This is a genomic window from Acinetobacter sp. WC-743, assembly GCF_000335555.1.
Classification (GTDB): Bacteria; Pseudomonadota; Gammaproteobacteria; order Pseudomonadales; family Moraxellaceae; genus Acinetobacter; species Acinetobacter bereziniae.
Genome location: NZ_AMFQ01000148.1, coordinates 44,456 through 63,248 on the forward strand (window position 1 = coordinate 44,456; position 18,793 = coordinate 63,248).

Consider the following 18,793-nt stretch of genomic DNA (forward strand, 5'->3'; position numbering starts at 1 on the left):
ATCGATCAGTTTTGATACATTTCTTTGAACAAGGATGTCAAAGACAATCAATATACTTATCATAAATCAATAATTTACAATATAAGCTCAATGTTATTTTATTGATTTCTTTGAATAAGTTCTCTGGTCATCGTTATGCACTTATTTGATTGATTTTCTATGTGGAGACATAAAAATGGCTACTCAACGTGATGCAATTCTTGGTTATGCTGATGAACAACATGCGTACTATATTCGTTTAATTGAAGACAATAATGTGCTTGGCAGTCAATATGGTTTGTTCTGTGAAAACACCAACAGTGATGATGCTGAAAGTATCATGACTACACTATTTTTAAAGAAATCATTTTGGCTGAACGGTTCTGAATTTAACGATATCGTCAAAGGATTAGAACCGCTTCCATTTTAAATTAAATTTTATCCACCTAAATTGAATATGCTTTGATGTTCAACTTTAGTGAATCATGATCTATATTTTTGTGCAATCAAAATGCCGTTGTATTCAATTGAATAGAACGGCTTCTTTATGGTTCAATTTTAACAACAAGTGTGAATTCAATTCATGAACATCACCCTCAAAGCGCACAACGCTTGTCCTCTTTATTCTTAAATACTCTATCTATAGTCAAATTGTTGAAAAATTCATACAGTAGAATATCATTTCTCTTGATCAATAAAATTAAAGCGATGAATATATTGTTCGATGATATAAGCCTTGCACTGCCACGCTTTAGCTCTAGAGTTTAAATTGTTTTGCGTAGGCGATACTTTACTTTTCAGAGATGAAAAGTAACAAAAATCTTCTGTTGAGCGAGGGGTACATCCTAATACCCCCGCTCAACATAGCGACATCCATGTCGCCTTGTGATAGCAAGACTGTTTATGATTAAAACGTACAAAATAAATGAATCATCCAAATTACTTGTATGAATAATCAGACGTTTTGACTATATTTCATTCTCAATAATTTCATTCAACACTATTTGATTATCTGTTTATTTTAAATGCTTTTTAAAAGCATCATGTTTCAAACCTCTCAACTGTTTGAACACATCACTTACTTTTTTATTTACTTCAATCTCATGTCTTTTGCCTTATGGCACTCATTTTGCTTAATCAATATTACGTTTTTTAATAATCGTAATACTCAAGCAAAGAATGAGGATGACAAATATGGGTTATGTCGCAAAGGATATGGGTCAAAAGAACAAGCTGATCTTAAGCTTGTGCTCTTTTCTGATCCCTATATGTCTCTGGTGTGCTGTTAGTTATTTACCTTTTATTTGGCATCCACAAGTGCAAATTACCGATTCAGGAAGTGTTTCATATCTGCAAGTCGGAAGCCGTGTCGATAAAAATGTGTTCTATAGTGAGGCACAAAATGCTGTAGATCACCATTCTGCACCACCACAAGGTGTTTTGGTCAATCCAATTTACTTACCAGCTCCACATGAAGTTGCTAAAGCATTGGTAACTGCTTTTACCACGCCACCCGAACAACCTGATACGCCTTGGTTTCATCAAAGCTTATGGCACAGTATTAAAATTGTTTTCTCTGCTTTCCTGATTTCCTCAATTGTTGGTATCCCACTGGGAATTCTTTGTGGCTTCTCACAAAAAATATCTCTACTCACTGAACCTTTTGTTGAATTCTTTCGCTATTTGCCTGCACCTGCATTCGGTGCCTTGGCTGTAGCGATTTTAGGAATTAATGATGCACCGAAAATTGCAATCATTATCATTGGTACACTTTTTCAGCAAATTTTGATTATCGCCAACACCACACGCATGGTTGATCAAGGATTGGTTGAAGCGGGTTATACCCTAGGAACCAATAAATTGAAAAGTCTGTTTTATGTCGTTATTCCCGCCGCATTTCCTGATATCTACCGCGATTTAAGAGTGCTACTGGGTTGGGCATGGACCTATTTAATCGTCTCTGAATTGATCGGAACAACCTCTGGTATCACTTGGTTTATCACCCAACAAGCGCGCTATCAAAACTTTGACAATGTGTATGCCGCAATCTTAATTATTGGGGTGATCGGCTTAGTTTGTGATTGGGTTTTGATGAAGTTGGGTGAGCGTATGTTTGCATGGAAAATAGGAGCAAAATAATGAATGATTCAACTTTTAACTCACATGAATATTTTCAAAAGATCTATGCACGTCCTGTCATTTTAGAGACCAAACAACTCAGCCAAGTATTTAAACATGGCAAGTCTGAACGAGTGGTGTTAAAACAGCTTGATTTAAAAATTCATAAACGAGAATTTGTTTGTGTGATTGGTCCTTCTGGTTGCGGGAAATCTACCTTAAGTCGTGTGATTGCGGGTTTAGATCCTTATCACAGTGGCGAGGTCTTGGTCGATGGCGAGCGTATTACAGGTCCTAGTCCTGAACGGGGTATGGTGTTCCAAGGCTATACGCTATTTCCTTGGAAAACAGTCAAAGAAAATGTCATGTTTGGCCCACGAATGAAAGGTATCAGTCAAATCTCTGCTGAATCCCATGCACGTGAATGGATTAATATCATTGGTTTAGAAAAATATGAAAATCAATATCCTCATCAGTTATCAGGTGGGATGAAACAACGTGTCGCTATTGCACGTGCTTTGGTCAATGAACCTAAAATTTTATTGATGGATGAACCTTTTGGCGCATTAGACCCGCATACTCGCCAAAAGATGCAAAAACATCTGATGGATTTATGGCAAAACATAGACATCACGATTATTTTTGTGACCCATGATATGGATGAAGCCATATTGTTGGCTGATCGTATTGTGGCACTCAAAGCCAACCCCGGTGAAATCAAAGAGATCATTGAAGTCGATTTACCTCGTCCACGTTCAACAGACTTAATCAACAGCTCTGCATTCAAACAACTCAGAGCTCGCGTTGATCAGTTAGTGCATGCTCAAGAAGATGAACTTGATCCAGCACTACAAAATTTACCGAAAATTCCACGTATGACACAAATCAGTACGGATAAATAAGCCATAAACGCTTTCTTATCGCATTTGGGACGACCCAAATTGCTTAGTTCTTTGTTGGACGACCAACTTTGGTGATATTCATGACAAATCGCTATGTTTTACCACTTTTGGATATTTCTTTATTGTGTAGCGCTGATCGTAATGAACGCTTGAAAGTTGCACATGCTTTAGACCAAGCCTGTAAAGATGTTGGTTTTCTTTATCTAAAAGGTGAACAATTTAAGCCTGAATTATTTGAAAAACTCCATCAAACGGCGCAACAGTATTTTGCCCAAGATACAGCCTTAAAGATGCAGAATTATATTGGCTTATCGGAAAATCACAGTGGCTATGTGCCCATTGGAGAGGAACGTTTTGTAGAAAATACCTACGACCTCAAAGAAGCTTATGATGTGAATTATGATTACCTCAGTTTGGAAGATCGACGCCCACTGGTAGGTCCAACTCAGTGGCCTGATGATCCTAGCTTTAAATTGCATGTTTCCAATTATTATCAACACATTAAAAAAATTGGGCAGCAAATTTTTCAAAGTTTTGCCTTAGCATTGGACTTGGATGAGCATTATTTTGATGCGCATATTTCAAAAGCTCCCAGTCAACTTCGCTTGATACATTATCCATATATTGCGGATATTCAGGATAAAGAAGGTATAGGTGCGCATACGGATTATGAATGTTTTACCTTACTTCTTCCGACCGCACCTGGCTTACAAGTGCTCAATAAAGCTGGACAATGGATAGATGTACCATTGCTTGAAAATACCTTGATTATGAACATTGGCGATATGATGGAGATTTTATCCAATGGACGTTATTTAGCCACCAAACATCGGGTGAAGAAAGTGGCTGAGGAACGTTATTCTTTTCCATTCTTTTTCTCATGTGATTATGACTACATCATTCAGCCATTGATCAATCCTGAATCTGCTCACTATGCGCCATTAAAAGGTGGGGAGCATTTATTTAATCAAACAGCGCAAACATTTCAATATCTCAAAGATAAAGTCGCACGTGGTGAAATTCAACTTGAAAATGCCAGACCACTTTACTCCTTTGGTTTAAACCAAAACGAGGAGTCACAATGAATCTCATAACACTCTGTACTCAACTCAAAGTATCTGCTACTTCAACATGCCTACTCCCTGAGTATTTGTTGGGTGCTTTTCGCCGTAAAAGTATTAGCTTTGCCAATGGGCTCACTGACGAAACTACCTTGGTCTATTGGTTTCAGTCTAAATCATTCACCATCGATTTACGTTTAAAAAGCCAAAACACAACACCCGTTTTGGAGCGACAAGGCTGGGTTGGCAATACACTGTGGGATGAGCAACAGCAACTACTTTCTTGGCAAATCACCAGTAATTATCAAAATCATGTTCAATGGCCTGAACCAGCAAAACTTTATGCGATTGGCAATGCCATTTTAGAATTTTCCCCGAGCCATGCTTATGTTGAAGATTGGCGTCAGCAAGCCAAACGTGGGCTTTTTCTGGGTTTACGTTTATTTAAAATTGACAATATGGATTTAAATACAAGTTACCCTGCGGATGGTGGCTTAATTATTTGTGATCATTTTATTGCCTTTGCACGATCACGCCGTCCTGAGATCCAACAACGTTTAGAAATGGAGAAATCCTTGACCGAAGCCTTTGCTCAGCAAGATTTCACTGTTCAAGATATCCAAGATTACGAAGTATCGGTGAGTTTTGGACAGCAAATGATTGATCTCAGTACTGTGACGGAGCAAGTTGGCACACACATGGAACTTGATCACTTTACTCAGTTGGATGACAACACATTGGTACAGCAACGCTTAATTCAAGGACAACGTTGCCAGTTATATTTCACCATTGATACTTTTGAGCAAGATTTTTGTTTTTCCACAGAGACAGCAACATCAAATGCCAGCCTTGCCTGGTTTGATCAGGAACACAACCACCTTTTCCATCATGCAAAAATAAGTGTCTAGGAAGCATATTTTAACCATGTCTTTTATCTATTTAATTATTGCAATTGTGGCAGAAGTCATTGCGACCTCTGCCATGAAAGCTTCAGAAGGATTTAGTCAGCTCTTGCCTTCAATCATCACCATCTGTGGCTATGCTGTGGCGATTTATTTCTTATCCCTGACCATGAAAACCATTCCAGTCGGTATTACCTATGCCTTATGGTCAGGTGCTGGCATTATTTTGGTGTCTTTGGTCGGCTTTTTTTATTATAAACAGCACTTGGATTTAGCTGCTATTCTTGGACTTTCCCTGATGATTATTGGGATTTCAATTATTCATCTTTTCTCAAACAGCACAGAACTCACTTAAGTAAAGTTTATGCTGATGAAATTTTGAGGCTTACTCATTTGCCTCAATCTTCTTTTTTAATTCCTTTTTAGTCACTTTGGACTCTAGAGCTAAAGCGTGGTAGTGCAAGGCTTATATCATCGAACAATATATTGATCGCTTTAATTTTATTGATCAACAGAAATGATATTCTACTGTATGAATTTTTCAACAGATTGACTGTATTTAAAAAGATAATACTGAATGAACAGATTTAAATATTGTTATGCTTAATTTGATCTAAACAATTAAAAGCCCAACTGAGTTAGGCGATGATACGGATCAATATGATTCGATGAAGAAAATAACATACCTTCGACTTAATTTGAATGAATTAGCTCGATGTTCGAGATGGTATCTTTTCATCTCTGAAAACTAAGGCATCGTCTGCACTAATTGATCAAAGCTTTTCACAAAATAAGAAGCAGTGAAGCTTCTTATCTAATTATTTAAGTTTCCAGAAGGATACTGCTTAGGCTATTGGGTCTTTAGCTAATTCGCGATTGGTCATAAAGATGTCTCTCCAGACCAATCCAATTAGCGCAAATCCCCTTATGGTAACTCTTGTAATAAGGTTGGATAAATCAAACCATCTACATTTTGCTCAGTTTTATAGATGCCATTCTGTACATTAAATTTATTCACATGATAGGACGAACCATATATCGAATCAAAACCATTACCTTTGCTAAAGACTTTTTTATTGGCTGAAATATCCAGTAAATGTGTACCATTCACCATCGTTTCGTATTGTTTCGGATCGACACCTGAACGATTTGCCATAATTTTGACTGCATCTGCATGTGTAGCGGGATCGTTGATATATTTCACCGTTTTATCCCACACTTGCAGAACTTTTTTCCATTCCTCTTTATGTGCAGTTAAATGACTCATATTGACCGTTAATGTGTCATAGATTAAACCCGGTTTATCTTGCGATGTATAAATGATTTTTGATCCTGCAACGGCTTTTAATGCTTGACTGGCAACAGGCTGCCAAACTGCAATTGCTGAAATATCAGGACTTGAAAACACTTGAGGTAATTGATTGGTCGCAGAATTCACCAATTTGATTTCATTAATAGGAATTTTCTGATCTGACATCGCTGTTGCAAGCAGTAAATGGTCCACCAATCCCTTTTCAACACCAACTGATTTGCCTTTTAAATCCTGAATATGATTAATCCCCTCTTTGGCAATAATGACATCATTTCCAGCAGAATAATCTGTTGCCATAATCATCATGCCTTGCGTACCGCCTGAAGCAGTCACCAAATTATCTCCATTGGTGACAAATACCGCATCCAATTGATTTGCTGAAAAAGCTGAAAGCGATGCGGAGTAATCAAACCATTTAAAATCAACATTTAATCCCGCTTCTTTTAACCACCCCTTTTCAATCGCAACTTGCCATGCAACAAATCCCGGCCAATCACTATAACCAATAGTAATCGGTTGTGCGTTTGCTGTGGTTTGCTTATTTTCTTTGGCTTCTGGCACTTTTGCTGTGTTGTCACAACCTGATATTAAAACTGAAGTTAAAATGGATATAGATAAAAAAGATTTACGAATCATACCGAAACTCCCCCAACGTTTTCACAGTTAAATTTTGTATTTGACGGACTGAGTGACTTGATGTAGGCACGCCAACCACCAAAATGACTGATATCGACAGCCTCTTGAATTGCATAAGCTTCACAAATAAAACCTTTAACCCATGTCCCATCTTCAAGCTGTAGATTGCCAATGCCTAGTGGTGATGGAACTTCAGCGACGATTGCCCCAAAATTCGCCAAAGGAATCTCCCAAACTTCAACCTCTATCGCAGTACCATCAACATCAAATTGCAATCCCGGTTTCGGTGGAACAGTATTTTTCAAAGCAAATAGCTTATAGCTTTTAGCCGTTCGGGTTTTTGCGAGCAATGTCGCTTGCCGGGTTGTCAATTGAAAATTCAAAGGCATCGCTGAGAGATGTGCACCGACCACAGCAAGCTTTACCGAGTTTTGTGATTCAATTTCAAAGCTTTTTTGATAACGATATGATGACGTGCCAAGAGGAAGTTCTGTGAGTGTTTGCCATTGTTGGGCAAATTTTGCCAAAGCTTGGTCATACCAAGCAGGTGCAATAAAAGTTACACCACTTGGTAGACCATCTGCACGAATGATATTGGGTAAGGCAATCGCAGCTAGATCAGCAAAATTTACAAAGTTGGTATACGCCCCCATATGTGAATTTTTATTGAGTGGGTCTGCTTCAACTTCACTGATCCGATAAATCGTCGGTGAAGTCGGTACCAACAATGCATCATAGGCTTGTAACTGAAGATTAATTTTTTGTGCTAATTCAGCCCGTTGATACTCAGCTTTAAATGTATCTGTAGCTTTAAACTGATCTGCTTGCGCAATGATTTGTGCAATCACTGGATGCGCTTGTTGCCGAGAGACTCGCGCTTCGACAGCAACCGTTCGCTCTGCAACCCAAGCATCATTATAAAGTGCTCTCGCTAAAAGGTTGAAATCCGTAAAATCAATAGATTCAACCTCATATCCAAGTGCCTGAACACGTTCTACTGCAATCTTAAATGCTTTCTCAGATTCAATATCACCATAAAACTCAAGTTGAGCAGGTATCGCAATTTTACCTTTAGAAAATTGTGTTGCAACATTGGCAGGATGACTACGCGAATAAGCATCTGTTTTATCATTACCTTGCATCAATGTTGCAACCAGCCAAGCATCATCACTGGTCAGTGCAAAAATTGAAATCACATCCAGTGTTCTACACGCAGGCATCAAACCTGTGGTGGAAAACCATCCCTTTGTAGGTTTCAATCCAACTATATTGTTATGACCTGCTGGGACTCGACCTGAACCTGCCGTATCTGTACCTAGACTAAAAGGTACAATTCCATTCGCTACAGCCACTGACGATCCAGAACTGGAACCACCACTGATATATTCTGGATTAAAGCTATTTTTTACTGCACCATACGGCGAACGTACTCCCACTAAACCTGTTGCAAATTGATCTAAATTGGTTTTTCCAACAACGACTGCGCCTGCTTTTTTAAGCTTAGCAATAACGAAAGCATCTGTGTTTGCTAAATATTTGGCATCCTTACATGCGGCAGTAGTATGAAAACCAGCGACATCAATATTGTCTTTGACTGCAAATGGCACACCATAGAGGGGTAGATCATCGCAATTTTGAGTTTTTAAATACTCAATTTGCATCTGTATTTGTGCTGAAGATGCGATTTCAATCCAAGCATGATCATCATTTTTTATGGTTTTAACATAGTCGATTAAACCATCAATATCGATTTGCTGATTTGCATACGCATTTTTCCAATCTTGGATCGTCCATAAGTCTTGCATGACCATACTCCTGATTTAATCATTTTGTAGAATCGGAGGCATCACTGCATCCATAAGTTCTAAATGCCCTTTAATCACGCCTTTGAGTGCAATAAATTGCTGACTAATTTGCTTGAGCTCTGAGCTTGCACCTTGCATCAACATCACCTGCAAGATTTTTTGCTGATCAAGTTGAATATGTAGTGAACTGATCACTTGGGCTAAAAACTGTTGTTGTAAATCAATTAGTTGATTTCTAAGTGGCATCTGCCCTGCATCATAAAGAATGGTTAATGTCCCCACCATCACTTCATTGGCTTGAACCTGCTCTGCAATCAAATGTTTGTTGATCATGTCCACAATTGCTTGTGATCGGCTTTCATAGTGTTGATCAACAATTTTTTGGTCGAGGGCATTGAGTGTCGTTTCAGGTACAGTAATACTGATCCGAGCCAACTTTTGTTTAGGCACAGTGCTATCCTTTTGGTTTATGGACTGAGTGTGTTTGTTTGATATACAGACCAGCGCGTACACTGAATAATTCGACAAAAAATGTTTTGAGCGGATGTACTTTTTTGTCTGCTGTTTTTACATGATTCATCGCATCACTCCTATGTAAGGGTCTGATGGCCATTCGCTATTTGTAAACATAGAAGAATAGGCATCAGTATTACCAAATTAAGTTTTTGTATTACGCCCCTATAGATGCAGAAAATGTGCCAATTTCTAAGCGTGCTTTTACTGCGATTGATCAAAATTTATGACTATTTTGTGGGCAAAAAAATGCCCCATGCGCAGTGATGGGGCGAAAATATTCAAGTCGTTATATTCATCAATCAGATTTTTTTTAAGTACGATTCAGCAATAGCATTTTATTATTTTTTAATCTAAATCTTCATTAAGCATGCCATGTGCCCAAATAGACAATGATTCTAAAACAGGCTTAAAAGAATGTCCTAAGTCGGTCATTTCATAGACTACTTTGATTGGTGCTTTTTCTCCATACACGGTTCTAGAAACCAATCCACTTTGTTCTAATTGCTTAAGTTGCAGGCTGAGTGTCATTTCAGTAATCGTTGGCATCAGTTGTTTGATTTCATTAAAGCGTTTTGCTCCATCTTTGAGATAGTAAAGAATTACACTTTTCCATTTCCCACCGACCAAATCCATTGCCATACTGATATGACATGGATAGGTTTTACCATTCATTTTTATTTCACATTTATTTTCAATAGGTTCCATCAATATCTCTAGGCTATCAACTTTGATAGTTATTGTACGCCATCCATATAAAAAATATAGTGACTATTATTTTTATAGTTAATAGGTACATATTATGGCACTGCTCATTTTGGCGCATCCCTATTACACACGGTCGATTGCAAACAAGACCATTGTCAATGAACTGACAGATAAGTATCCAGATTTAGAAGTTCGAGATATTTTCCAACGCTACCCTGATTATCAAATTGATGTCACTGCGGAACAGCAGGCATTACTGCGACATGAAACGGTCATTCTGCAATATCCAATGTTTTGGTTTAATATGCCCGCTATTTTAAAATTATGGTTCGATGAAGTTTTTAGCTATCAATTTGCTTATGGTTCACAAGGAGATAAATTGAAAAATAAAAAAGTTTTGCTGAGTATGACTGTTGGACAGTCAGAAAAAAATTTAATCAATGAACACGAAAATTTAATCGAAAGCTTTTTAAAATCTGTTCATCACTCCATTCAATATAGTCAAATGAATTTAAGTGGCACTTTTTTACTCTTTGATGTGTCCCCCTTATCTGGTCACTCAGCGTCTAAAATCAAACGGGAAGCGGTCGAACACGGTGACAAAATTCTTAAACATTTACTCGCTACTTGATAAAAAGGGCATCTTAATGATGCCCTTTGTTTTAGTATTGTTCTATCTTTAGAGGTTTTTTCAAACCACCGGTGCTAAGGTAAACAACACCTGCCCTGTTTTAACTGTCTGCCCTTTTTCAATGGTTATAGTTTCAACTTTCATTCGCTCAGGCGCGATGATTGGAATTTCAATTTTCATGGCTTCGATCACTGCAAGGGTTGCGCCTTCTTCCACAATGTCACCTGAAGCACATTCTATTTTCCAAATTGAACCGGGCATATGTGATTCAACTGCACACCCACCTTGCGGGATAATGACGGCTTCTGCATCGTCTACAGCATCCAGACTTTCAGAAACATATTCTTGTAAACCAGCAGCATGCCAACGACGACGTTCAGCTTCAAAATTGGTTTGTTGCGTGTGTTTAAATGCCTGAATGCTATCTTGATTTTCGGCTAAGAAGTCATTGTATTGTTTAAGGTTGAGCACGCCCTCTTCAATTCGAAGTTGCAAACGACCTGCTTTAAAATCTTCACGCATTTTCAGCAGTTCTGACTCGGAAACTTCATAAAATTTTACCTGATCAAAAAAGCGCAATAACCATGGTTTGCCTGCTTCAAAATTTGCGTTTTGACGATAACGACTCCACATTTGTGTAGTTCGTCCAACGAACTGATATCCTCCCGGACCTTCCATTCCATAAACACACATATAGGCACCGCCGATACCCACCGCATTTTCAGGTGTCCAAGTTCGAGCAGGGTTATATTTTGTCGTGACCAAACGCTGACGTGGATCAAGTGGCGTGGCTACGGGCGCACCTAGATATACATCTCCCAAACCCATCACCAAATAATGTGCACTATATACGACATCTTTCACTGCCTGCTTAGAAGCTAGACCATTGATACGACGGATAAACTCGATATTATCAGGACACCAAGGTGCATCTGGACGCACAATTTGGGTATAGCGTTCAGTCGCTAACTGCGTTTGTGAATCTTCCCAAGCCAACGGTAAATAAACTGTTCTTGAAGGAACTTGCATCTGATCAATATCAACGAGTTCAGCTTCAGCACTTTGCAATATCTTTAACAATTCCAATTGATCAACTTGAATTGAATCAAAATGGATCTGTAAAGAACGAATACCCGGTGTGAGATCAATAATCCCTTGAATATTTTGAGCTTTTACCCATTGCATCAAGGCATGAATGCGGAATCGTAAATTCAAATCTAAAACCAGTTCACCATATTCAACCAATAAATAACTGTTTCCTGCGGGTCTATAGCAGACACTTGGCAACTTGCCTTGCCCCTCTATGTTCGCGAGTACAGCATTGCTTAAAGTTTCATGCTCAGGCTGAATCAGAGGATGGAAATCAACAGTAGTCGTGTCTGTAGCGATTAAACTTTGATGATATTTTTGGTCGAGACTTTTTGCCTGCGCATAACCTACAGGTATAAATTTGACTTTATCTCCTGCCTTCAACTGACCAATTTTCCAAAGTTCAGAATGAATTACTACTGCGGGACATACAAATCCACCTAAACTTGGACCATCAGGTCCCAAGATAATTGGCATATCCCCAGTGAAGTCTATTGCACCAATTGCATAAGCGTTGTCATGGATATTGGAAGGATGTAAGCCAGCCTCACCACCATCTTCACGTGCCCAATCTGGCTTTGGTCCAATCAAACGAACCCCTGTACGGCTGGAGTTATAATGAATTTCAAAGGTATTGGTAAAAAACTGATCGATGTCTTTTGTAGTAAAGAAATCAGGAGCTCCATGCGGACCATACATCACAGCGATTTCCCAAGTTCGGCTAAAGCTTGGAATTTGATCTTTGGCTAAACGCTTACTGTCTTCAGAACAATACTCAGTGATTGGAAGCATATCTCCAATCAATAAATTACGACCTGCATGTCCACCAAATTGACCTAAGGTAAAGGTTGCTTTTGAGCCTAAGTATTCTGGAACGTCAAATCCGCCTTTAATCCCAATATAACTACGGCAACCTGTGCTGATTGCGCCACACTTTAAGACTTGAGATTTTTTAACATTGATTGTTTGCCACATCGGTAGAGCGATACCATCAAGTGTGACCGCCATCTCTCCACCCGTGATGACAATTTGACTATCACAATGGAACTTTAAAGTTGGACCTTGTAAAGTACATTCTAGTCCTGCCGTGTTGTATGGATTTGCTAAAAGTTGATTGGCAACATTTAAGCTTAAAGGGTCAATTGCACCTGACGGTGGTACACCAACATCCCAGTACCCTAAACGACCAGTGATGTCTTGAATCGAAGTTTGAATACCTGATTGTAAAACTTCGATTTTTTGAGTTTTCCATACGAAAGTATTTAAAAAACGCGTGGTTTGCATTCCTGATTGGAACACTTCGCCTGCAATAATATTCTGCAAATACTCCAAATTGGTTTCAATACCCGCGATTTGAGTTACTGCAAGACTGGCTTGCATGGCGCGTATTGCTGAGTTTCGATCTGCTGCTGTGACAATAATTTTGGCCAGCATCGGATCATAAAATGAAGAAACATGAGAACCGGTTTCGACCCATGTTTCGACCCGCGCCTGCGAATCAAATTGCACATACGTCAATAATCCTGCACTGGGCTGAAATTGCTTAATCGGGTCTTCAGCATATAAACGTACTTGGATCGAATGCCCTTTCGGGACTAATTTTTCTTGTGGAGCAGACCAGTCACCACTGGCTAAAGTCACCATCCACTCAACCAGATCAACACCATAAACTTGTTCAGTCACCCCATGTTCGACTTGTAAACGCGTATTCACTTCCAAGAAATAGAATTGCTCTGTTTCCGTGTCCATGACAAATTCAACAGTCCCTGCCGAACGATAATTGACTGATTGCATCAGTTGAATTGCAATTTTTTGAATATATTCGCGCTGTTCAGCATTTAAATGGGGTGCTGGCGTTTCCTCGATGACTTTTTGGTTACGGCGTTGTACAGAACAATCACGCTCACCCAAAGCCAATACCTGTCCTGTACCATTACCAAAAATTTGTACTTCAATATGCCGAGCATGCTCCACAAACTTTTCTAAATACACACCTGCATCTTTAAAGTTTGCTTGAGCGAGATAAGAGACAGTTTGATAGGCATCTCTGAGCTCAGCTTCATTCCAAACCAAACGCATCCCAATACCGCCACCACCAGCGGTGCTTTTCAGCATGACTGGATAACCGATCCGTGTAGCTTCAGTAATGGCTTCGTTTTCATTAGCCAGCAAAGCACTTCCCGGCAATAACGGGACTTGGCTTTGAATTGCAAGTTCACGTGCAGTATGTTTTAAACCAAAATCCAGCATTTGACTGGATGTTGGACCAATAAAAGCAATCCCCTGATTTTCACAAAGATCACAAAACTCCGCATTTTCAGATAAAAATCCATATCCCGGATGAATTGCCTCAGCGCCAGTTTGTTTTGCAACTTCCAGTATTTTTTCAATATTCAAATAACTCTGTTGCGCAGGCGCTGCACCAATACAAAATGCTTCATCTGCCAAGGTCACATGTAAAGAATCTTGATCGGCTTCTGAGTAAACAGCAACGGAAGCGATGCCTAATTTTTTCAGTGTGCGTATGACACGGCAGGCAATTGCACCACGGTTGGCAATGAGAACTTTTTTAAACATAATTAAGCCTCCGTACCAGTATGGACAATCAATTGAATTTTGGTTGGGTTATAGCCATTACATGGATTGTTTAATTGGGGGCAATTCGAAATCAATATAATCAAATCCATTTCTGCTTTGATTTCAACATATTTTCCTGCTGCCGAAATACCATCAGCAAAGGTCAAATGACCTTCAGAGCTCACAGGGACATTCATAAAGAAATTAATATTTGGACCAATATGTCGAACATTCAATTGGTGTTTTTGTGCAATCGGATGTTTCGCCAATGCATACATAAAGTTATTACGGCAACTGTGCATTGGATAAGTCTCATGTGCATAGCGTACTGTATTACTTTCACATGAACATGCACCGCCCAAGGTATCATGTCGACCGCAGTTATCATCATGAATCACGCCAATCGCACGACCATGATTGCTATATAAAGTGGTACCTTTTTCTAAATATATATGTTGATTGATGGTCAACGTATCCGTCGCACTATAACGTTCAGCTGGGTTTTCTGCAGATATGAACAAAGTATCGACTGCTTGATTGCCTTCCAAATCAACAATGCGAAAATACTGTCCTTTTTTAATTTCGCCCATCCATGCCTCACCTGCAAGGCATACGTCATCAACAAGTACTTGGTCGAATACACGATGCTCGATTGAACTGAATATGGTCATGATCGTTGCCCCTTTATACGTTGATGTTATGTGATGAATGGCGTGCAAAATAACGATCATTGTTGTTAAATGCGCGCTGATTTTGTGGACAAGAATCCCGACAAATATCATGTTCTGACAAAGGCAAAGCAGTAAAAAGACTTAAAGCAATAGCTGCTGGAGCATAATCCGCAGAATGATCTAAAGCATGTGGTGCAGCGGATAAAAACACCCAACTATCCATTTCAAATCGGAGCTGAATGATTTGATCCTGATTATCCGAAGCAACGTAACTCAATGCACCTGTTTGATCTGGACTGACTTTTGAAAATAAGTTAATCGTGGCACTTAAATCAATTTGCCCCAAAGAATACTTACTCATTTCAATCAGCAAACCATCTAAACCATTTTGATACATCTGATTTCGGGCATCTTGAAAGCTTTTCGTTCCAAAAGTGCGCTGAATTTGTTCAGGTCGACTTGCACCACATAAAACATCATTCCAGCCATGATCATCACGAACAATTGATGCCATGACTCGACCCAAATCAGAATATAAAACATGACCTTGTGTTAAATATGCAGTATGTTGACCTTTTAGGCTGTCAGGCATATTGAAGCGTTCGAGTCTGTCATTCGCATTGACACAGAACAAAGACACATTGGCATTTTTAGCTAAAGCTTTAAGTTGCAGTACAGTTCCTTTGGGAATACGACCTGACCAGTGATGTCCACCCGGTAATTTTTCAGACCAAATCTCATTCTGATCATGATAATGTGTCGTGTTCATAGCCACTCCTGTTCGGATAGTTGATTGACTTCCTCCCGGGCTTTTATCCCTCCGTGTAGTTCTTGCGAACCGTGAACTCTCGGTCCAGACATATTTGTATGGTACAAATATCGGAACCCTAGATCACTTTTTATAGGGCTAAGGAATGCAAAGGCTATGCCAATTCAGTATTACGATTTTTAGATTTTGTCATACTTATTTTGAGCAATATGGGTGCGTTTTAGGCTTATTTTAAAAATGAAGCGCCATTTATGATCAAAAATCGTTTTATTTAGATGGATAGATACGAAAGGTAAAGCCATAAAAAAGCATTCGCTCATGACTTTACTGAATCAAAAAAGTGAAAGACAAGATTTAGCGACTTTGCATATCTAGTTTTATTTCTCTGCTTCTGCCTGGGCGATTGTCAGCCTTAGGGCGAGTATCAAAACGTGTGGGAAACAATGCCATTCTTTCGTTCATTGACATTGAAAACATCAATGAACTGAATTCATTAAATTTAAATGAAAGCCACCACTACTTTTATATTTAGAAGTTTTTTCATCACAAATTTAACTTACTATTCAACTAAAATTTTATTTTTCAGGACTTCTTATTATAGAATTTGCTATTTCTATCAATTCATTTTCGCTTAAATTACAAGCATTTATCTGGTAATAATTTCTATCACTAACAAAAGTTAATTTCTGTAGCATTTCTGATGGTAATTTTTCATAAATAGCAGGAGTATCATTAGCAAGTGAACTATTTAGAGACTCTTTAACCAACTGTTGAGTTGATTTTTCTGGTTTTAAATGAATTTGCTCTAACTCAACCTTACTTTTATTATTTTCATAAAGTTTATATATCCCACTCCATCCCTCACCCTGGTTATAGGATCCAAAATTTTGAGCGCCTGTCAATTGCAGACCGTATTGTTCTAAAATCTTATTCGGCGTGCTTTTAAACCCATCAAGGTCTTTTACCATTTCATCTAAAGTTTTGTCTCTTAAGTTTTCTCTGACTTTTTCTAAATCACTAAACTCATTAGTTTTCACGCCACCACTGAGACTTCCCTTTTCATTTAAATTTTTTAATGCTTGTTTGATAGATGCTCTGGTAATCTCATCCAATTCATTTAAAGATGTATAAATAACTCCGTTGACTAGCCCTTCTTTCATGATTTTGTCGAACTTGTCTTCGGTCATATTCAAAGCTATTTTTTTGTTAAGCTCAGGATTTAGGTTTTTACCACTAGCCCAATCATCATTTTTCCCAGAAACTTGTAATACATCTTGATTTTTTTCATTTTGACTCACTGTTCCTTTCGTTGAAAGGTACATATATCCTATGAGAAAAATCAAAAATCCCAATATAACAACGAGTAATTTAACTATACGCATAACGCCATGACCATCCTTGTGATAAATTACAATTTGTTGCTGAGGTATTACTGCTGTATATACTCTTAATCACCCTTTAAGGCTTTGAAAAAAATTCATAAATTTTATTTATATTACTTCTAAAACTTGTCTTTAAAATTGAATCTGTTGTTCTTCGATAATTTGCAATAATTGCGCTTCTATTACGATCATCATCTCTTAGCCTATTGATTATAAATTCATTCTGCCATTCTCCAGTGACTTTATAAGGTCGTTGAACCTTATACGAGATCGTTTACATACAATAGTCGACAAAGTCCCCCTTATTTTTTAAATGATCTAATCTAGCTTGTTTCACTGTGATGAAGGTATTTATTTCGCTGTCTTGCTTTCCTCCATAAATTGAACCACGGCAATGACCATAATTGCTGATAAAATCAGTCCAATATGCAAAATTTCCAATTTTTTTCGACATATTGGATTTATGCTTGGGTAGCTCACAGTATTCTATAATTGCTTTAAGTGGCTTAATTTAGACAATAGCAAGTTTGCTACTGTCTTAACAGTCACTCGATTTGCTTTAAGCCGTTTTAAATGTCCGAAAAATTATCTTGTCTAATAATAACTTGCTCTTTTCTTGGAAAATTTATCCAGCTGTTTAAGAAAACCATCAAAATAATCTTTTTCTTTTTCTTCAATACGATAGCCTGCATATAAAGTCCGGCGTAAACCTTCAGGTGCGACGCAGTCGAGACGTCGAGACACCACCCAGCCTTTTTGCTCATATTCATTTACCACCCAATCTGGTAAAGCAGCAATACCATGACCACTGGCAACCAACTGGATCAACATTTGGGTCAGATCTGTAGTACGAATATGTTTGGGCTGAATATTGGCAGGAATAAACAGTCTAGACATAATATCAAGACGATGCTTATCTACAGGATAGGTTACCAAAGTTTCTTCTGCTAATTCCTGAACCGTAATTTCCTTCATACGCACCAGAGGATGGGTCTGAGATAAAACCAAACGTGATTCATATTCAAAAATTGGGAAATATTCGATGCCTTTCAATGCGATCGGATCGGCAGTAATTAACAGGTCAAACTCACCTGTTTGCAATAATTCATGTGGATTTGCTTCAAAGCCAGAAGCAAAGTCTAAGTCTACATCGGGATATTGTTGACGATATTGATTTAACAACGGCATTAACCAGTCAAAACAACTGTGACATTCAGAAGAAAAAACAATTCGTCCAGTTTGCCCGTGCACGATACGGGTAATATCAGATTGAGTAATTTGTACTTGAGGCAAAATATCATCTGCCAATTTTAATAATCTCTGCCCTACATTGGAAAAACTGACAGGTCGTGAACGACGGTTAACCACTTCTACACCAAACCATTGATCCAGCTCTCGGAGCTGGTGCGACAATGCCGATGGGGTCAAACACAGATCTCCTGCGGCTGCCACTAATGAGCCATGCTCACGAAGAGCAGTCAGTGTTTTTAGATGTCGAAGTTCTAACATTCAGTCTTTACCAGATGAGTTTGTGACGCAAATCATTGCCTATAGCATAACTGATTCACTAAAGTTATGTTTAATTATTTTCACCTAATGCTCATTATAATTATTTTTTTTCACTTTAAAGCAAAAAACAAATAATCTCTAAGATATTCTATTTAGCTTTTAAAGTGCATCAACTTTAAAATAAAGCACTGATATAACGGTTAAAATGCTCAATAAAAAGGATTAAATA

General features: G+C 38.3%; 18 protein-coding genes and 1 riboswitch. Of the genes, 7 read left to right on the forward strand and 11 right to left on the reverse strand.

Annotated elements, in window-relative coordinates; translation table 11 throughout:
* The first annotated feature begins 175 nt into the window (after positions 1-175).
* From ACINWC743_RS22195 to ACINWC743_RS22220, 6 genes are all read left to right on the forward strand, one after another.
* Positions 176-409, forward strand: a complete 234-nt coding sequence (locus ACINWC743_RS22195; protein ID WP_004828949.1) for a hypothetical protein — start codon at positions 176-178, stop codon at positions 407-409.
* Positions 410-1,173: 764 nt separating this feature from the next.
* Entirely contained in the window at positions 1,174-2,118 is a 945-nt protein-coding gene (locus ACINWC743_RS22200) for an ABC transporter permease (protein ID WP_009587098.1), read from the forward strand.
* Entirely contained in the window at positions 2,118-2,999 is an 882-nt protein-coding gene (locus ACINWC743_RS22205) for an ABC transporter ATP-binding protein (protein WP_009587090.1), read from the forward strand. The genes ACINWC743_RS22200 and ACINWC743_RS22205 overlap by 1 nt, the downstream gene beginning before the upstream one ends.
* Positions 3,000-3,079: 80 nt before the next feature.
* Positions 3,080-4,084 carry an isopenicillin N synthase family dioxygenase gene (locus ACINWC743_RS22210; RefSeq protein ID WP_009587102.1) on the forward strand — a complete coding sequence of 335 codons (1,005 nt, stop codon included), beginning with the start codon at positions 3,080-3,082 and terminating at the stop codon, positions 4,082-4,084.
* Entirely contained in the window at positions 4,081-4,968 is an 888-nt protein-coding gene (locus ACINWC743_RS22215; RefSeq protein ID WP_009587094.1) for a hypothetical protein, read from the forward strand. The genes ACINWC743_RS22210 and ACINWC743_RS22215 overlap by 4 nt, the downstream gene beginning before the upstream one ends.
* Positions 4,969-4,984: 16 nt before the next feature.
* Positions 4,985-5,317 carry a DMT family transporter gene (locus ACINWC743_RS22220; protein WP_009587047.1) on the forward strand — a complete coding sequence of 111 codons (333 nt, stop codon included), beginning with the start codon at positions 4,985-4,987 and terminating at the stop codon, positions 5,315-5,317.
* 570 nt (positions 5,318-5,887) lie between these two features.
* Here ACINWC743_RS22220 and ACINWC743_RS22225 read toward each other — a convergent pair.
* The 5 genes from ACINWC743_RS22225 to ACINWC743_RS22240 form a co-directional block, all read right to left on the reverse strand.
* Positions 5,888-6,910 (reverse strand): ABC transporter substrate-binding protein, encoded by a 1,023-nt coding sequence (locus ACINWC743_RS22225; protein ID WP_009587095.1) that lies wholly within the window; start codon positions 6,908-6,910, stop codon positions 5,888-5,890.
* On the reverse strand, positions 6,907-8,721 hold the full coding sequence (gene atzF, locus ACINWC743_RS22230) for an allophanate hydrolase (protein WP_171064925.1): 1,815 nt from the start codon (positions 8,719-8,721) through the stop codon (positions 6,907-6,909). The genes ACINWC743_RS22225 and atzF overlap by 4 nt, the downstream gene beginning before the upstream one ends.
* Before the next feature lie 9 nt (positions 8,722-8,730).
* Positions 8,731-9,165: a CopG family ribbon-helix-helix protein gene (locus ACINWC743_RS22235; RefSeq protein ID WP_009587055.1), complete on the reverse strand. Its 435-nt coding sequence runs from the start codon at positions 9,163-9,165 to the stop codon at positions 8,731-8,733.
* A gap of 4 nt (positions 9,166-9,169) precedes the next feature.
* Positions 9,170-9,295, reverse strand: a complete 126-nt coding sequence (locus ACINWC743_RS25130) for a hypothetical protein (RefSeq protein ID WP_004828958.1) — start codon at positions 9,293-9,295, stop codon at positions 9,170-9,172.
* A 281-nt stretch (positions 9,296-9,576) separates the two neighbouring features.
* Positions 9,577-9,936, reverse strand: coding sequence for a winged helix-turn-helix transcriptional regulator (locus tag ACINWC743_RS22240; protein WP_009587107.1), 360 nt, complete (start codon positions 9,934-9,936; stop codon positions 9,577-9,579).
* Between the two features lie 94 nt (positions 9,937-10,030).
* Here ACINWC743_RS22240 and ACINWC743_RS22245 point away from each other — a divergent pair, with 94 nt between their 5' ends.
* Entirely contained in the window at positions 10,031-10,567 is a 537-nt protein-coding gene (locus ACINWC743_RS22245) for an NAD(P)H-dependent oxidoreductase (RefSeq protein WP_009587064.1), read from the forward strand.
* 60 nt (positions 10,568-10,627) lie between these two features.
* Here the strand turns inward: ACINWC743_RS22245 and uca are convergent, their stop codons facing one another.
* The 6 genes from uca to ACINWC743_RS22275 all read right to left on the reverse strand — a co-directional run bounded on the left by uca (position 10,628) and on the right by ACINWC743_RS22275 (position 18,564).
* Positions 10,628-14,233, reverse strand: a complete 3,606-nt coding sequence (gene uca / locus ACINWC743_RS22250; RefSeq protein ID WP_009587039.1) for an urea carboxylase — start codon at positions 14,231-14,233, stop codon at positions 10,628-10,630.
* A gap of 2 nt (positions 14,234-14,235) precedes the next feature.
* A complete protein-coding gene (locus ACINWC743_RS22255; RefSeq protein WP_004828962.1) occupies positions 14,236-14,904 on the reverse strand; it encodes an urea amidolyase associated protein UAAP2 in 669 nt (222 codons plus the stop codon).
* Positions 14,905-14,917: 13 nt separating this feature from the next.
* Positions 14,918-15,673: an urea amidolyase associated protein UAAP1 gene (locus tag ACINWC743_RS22260; RefSeq protein WP_009587068.1), complete on the reverse strand. Its 756-nt coding sequence runs from the start codon at positions 15,671-15,673 to the stop codon at positions 14,918-14,920.
* Between the two features lie 30 nt (positions 15,674-15,703).
* Positions 15,704-15,806: riboswitch (guanidine-I (ykkC/yxkD leader) on the reverse strand.
* A gap of 442 nt (positions 15,807-16,248) precedes the next feature.
* Positions 16,249-17,055, reverse strand: coding sequence for a hypothetical protein (locus ACINWC743_RS22265; RefSeq protein ID WP_035301580.1), 807 nt, complete (start codon positions 17,053-17,055; stop codon positions 16,249-16,251).
* A gap of 274 nt (positions 17,056-17,329) precedes the next feature.
* Positions 17,330-17,509, reverse strand: coding sequence for a hypothetical protein (locus tag ACINWC743_RS22270; RefSeq protein WP_035301581.1), 180 nt, complete (start codon positions 17,507-17,509; stop codon positions 17,330-17,332).
* A 140-nt stretch (positions 17,510-17,649) separates the two neighbouring features.
* On the reverse strand, positions 17,650-18,564 hold the full coding sequence (locus tag ACINWC743_RS22275) for a LysR family transcriptional regulator (RefSeq protein WP_004828965.1): 915 nt from the start codon (positions 18,562-18,564) through the stop codon (positions 17,650-17,652).
* Between the last annotated feature and the right edge of the window lie 229 nt (positions 18,565-18,793).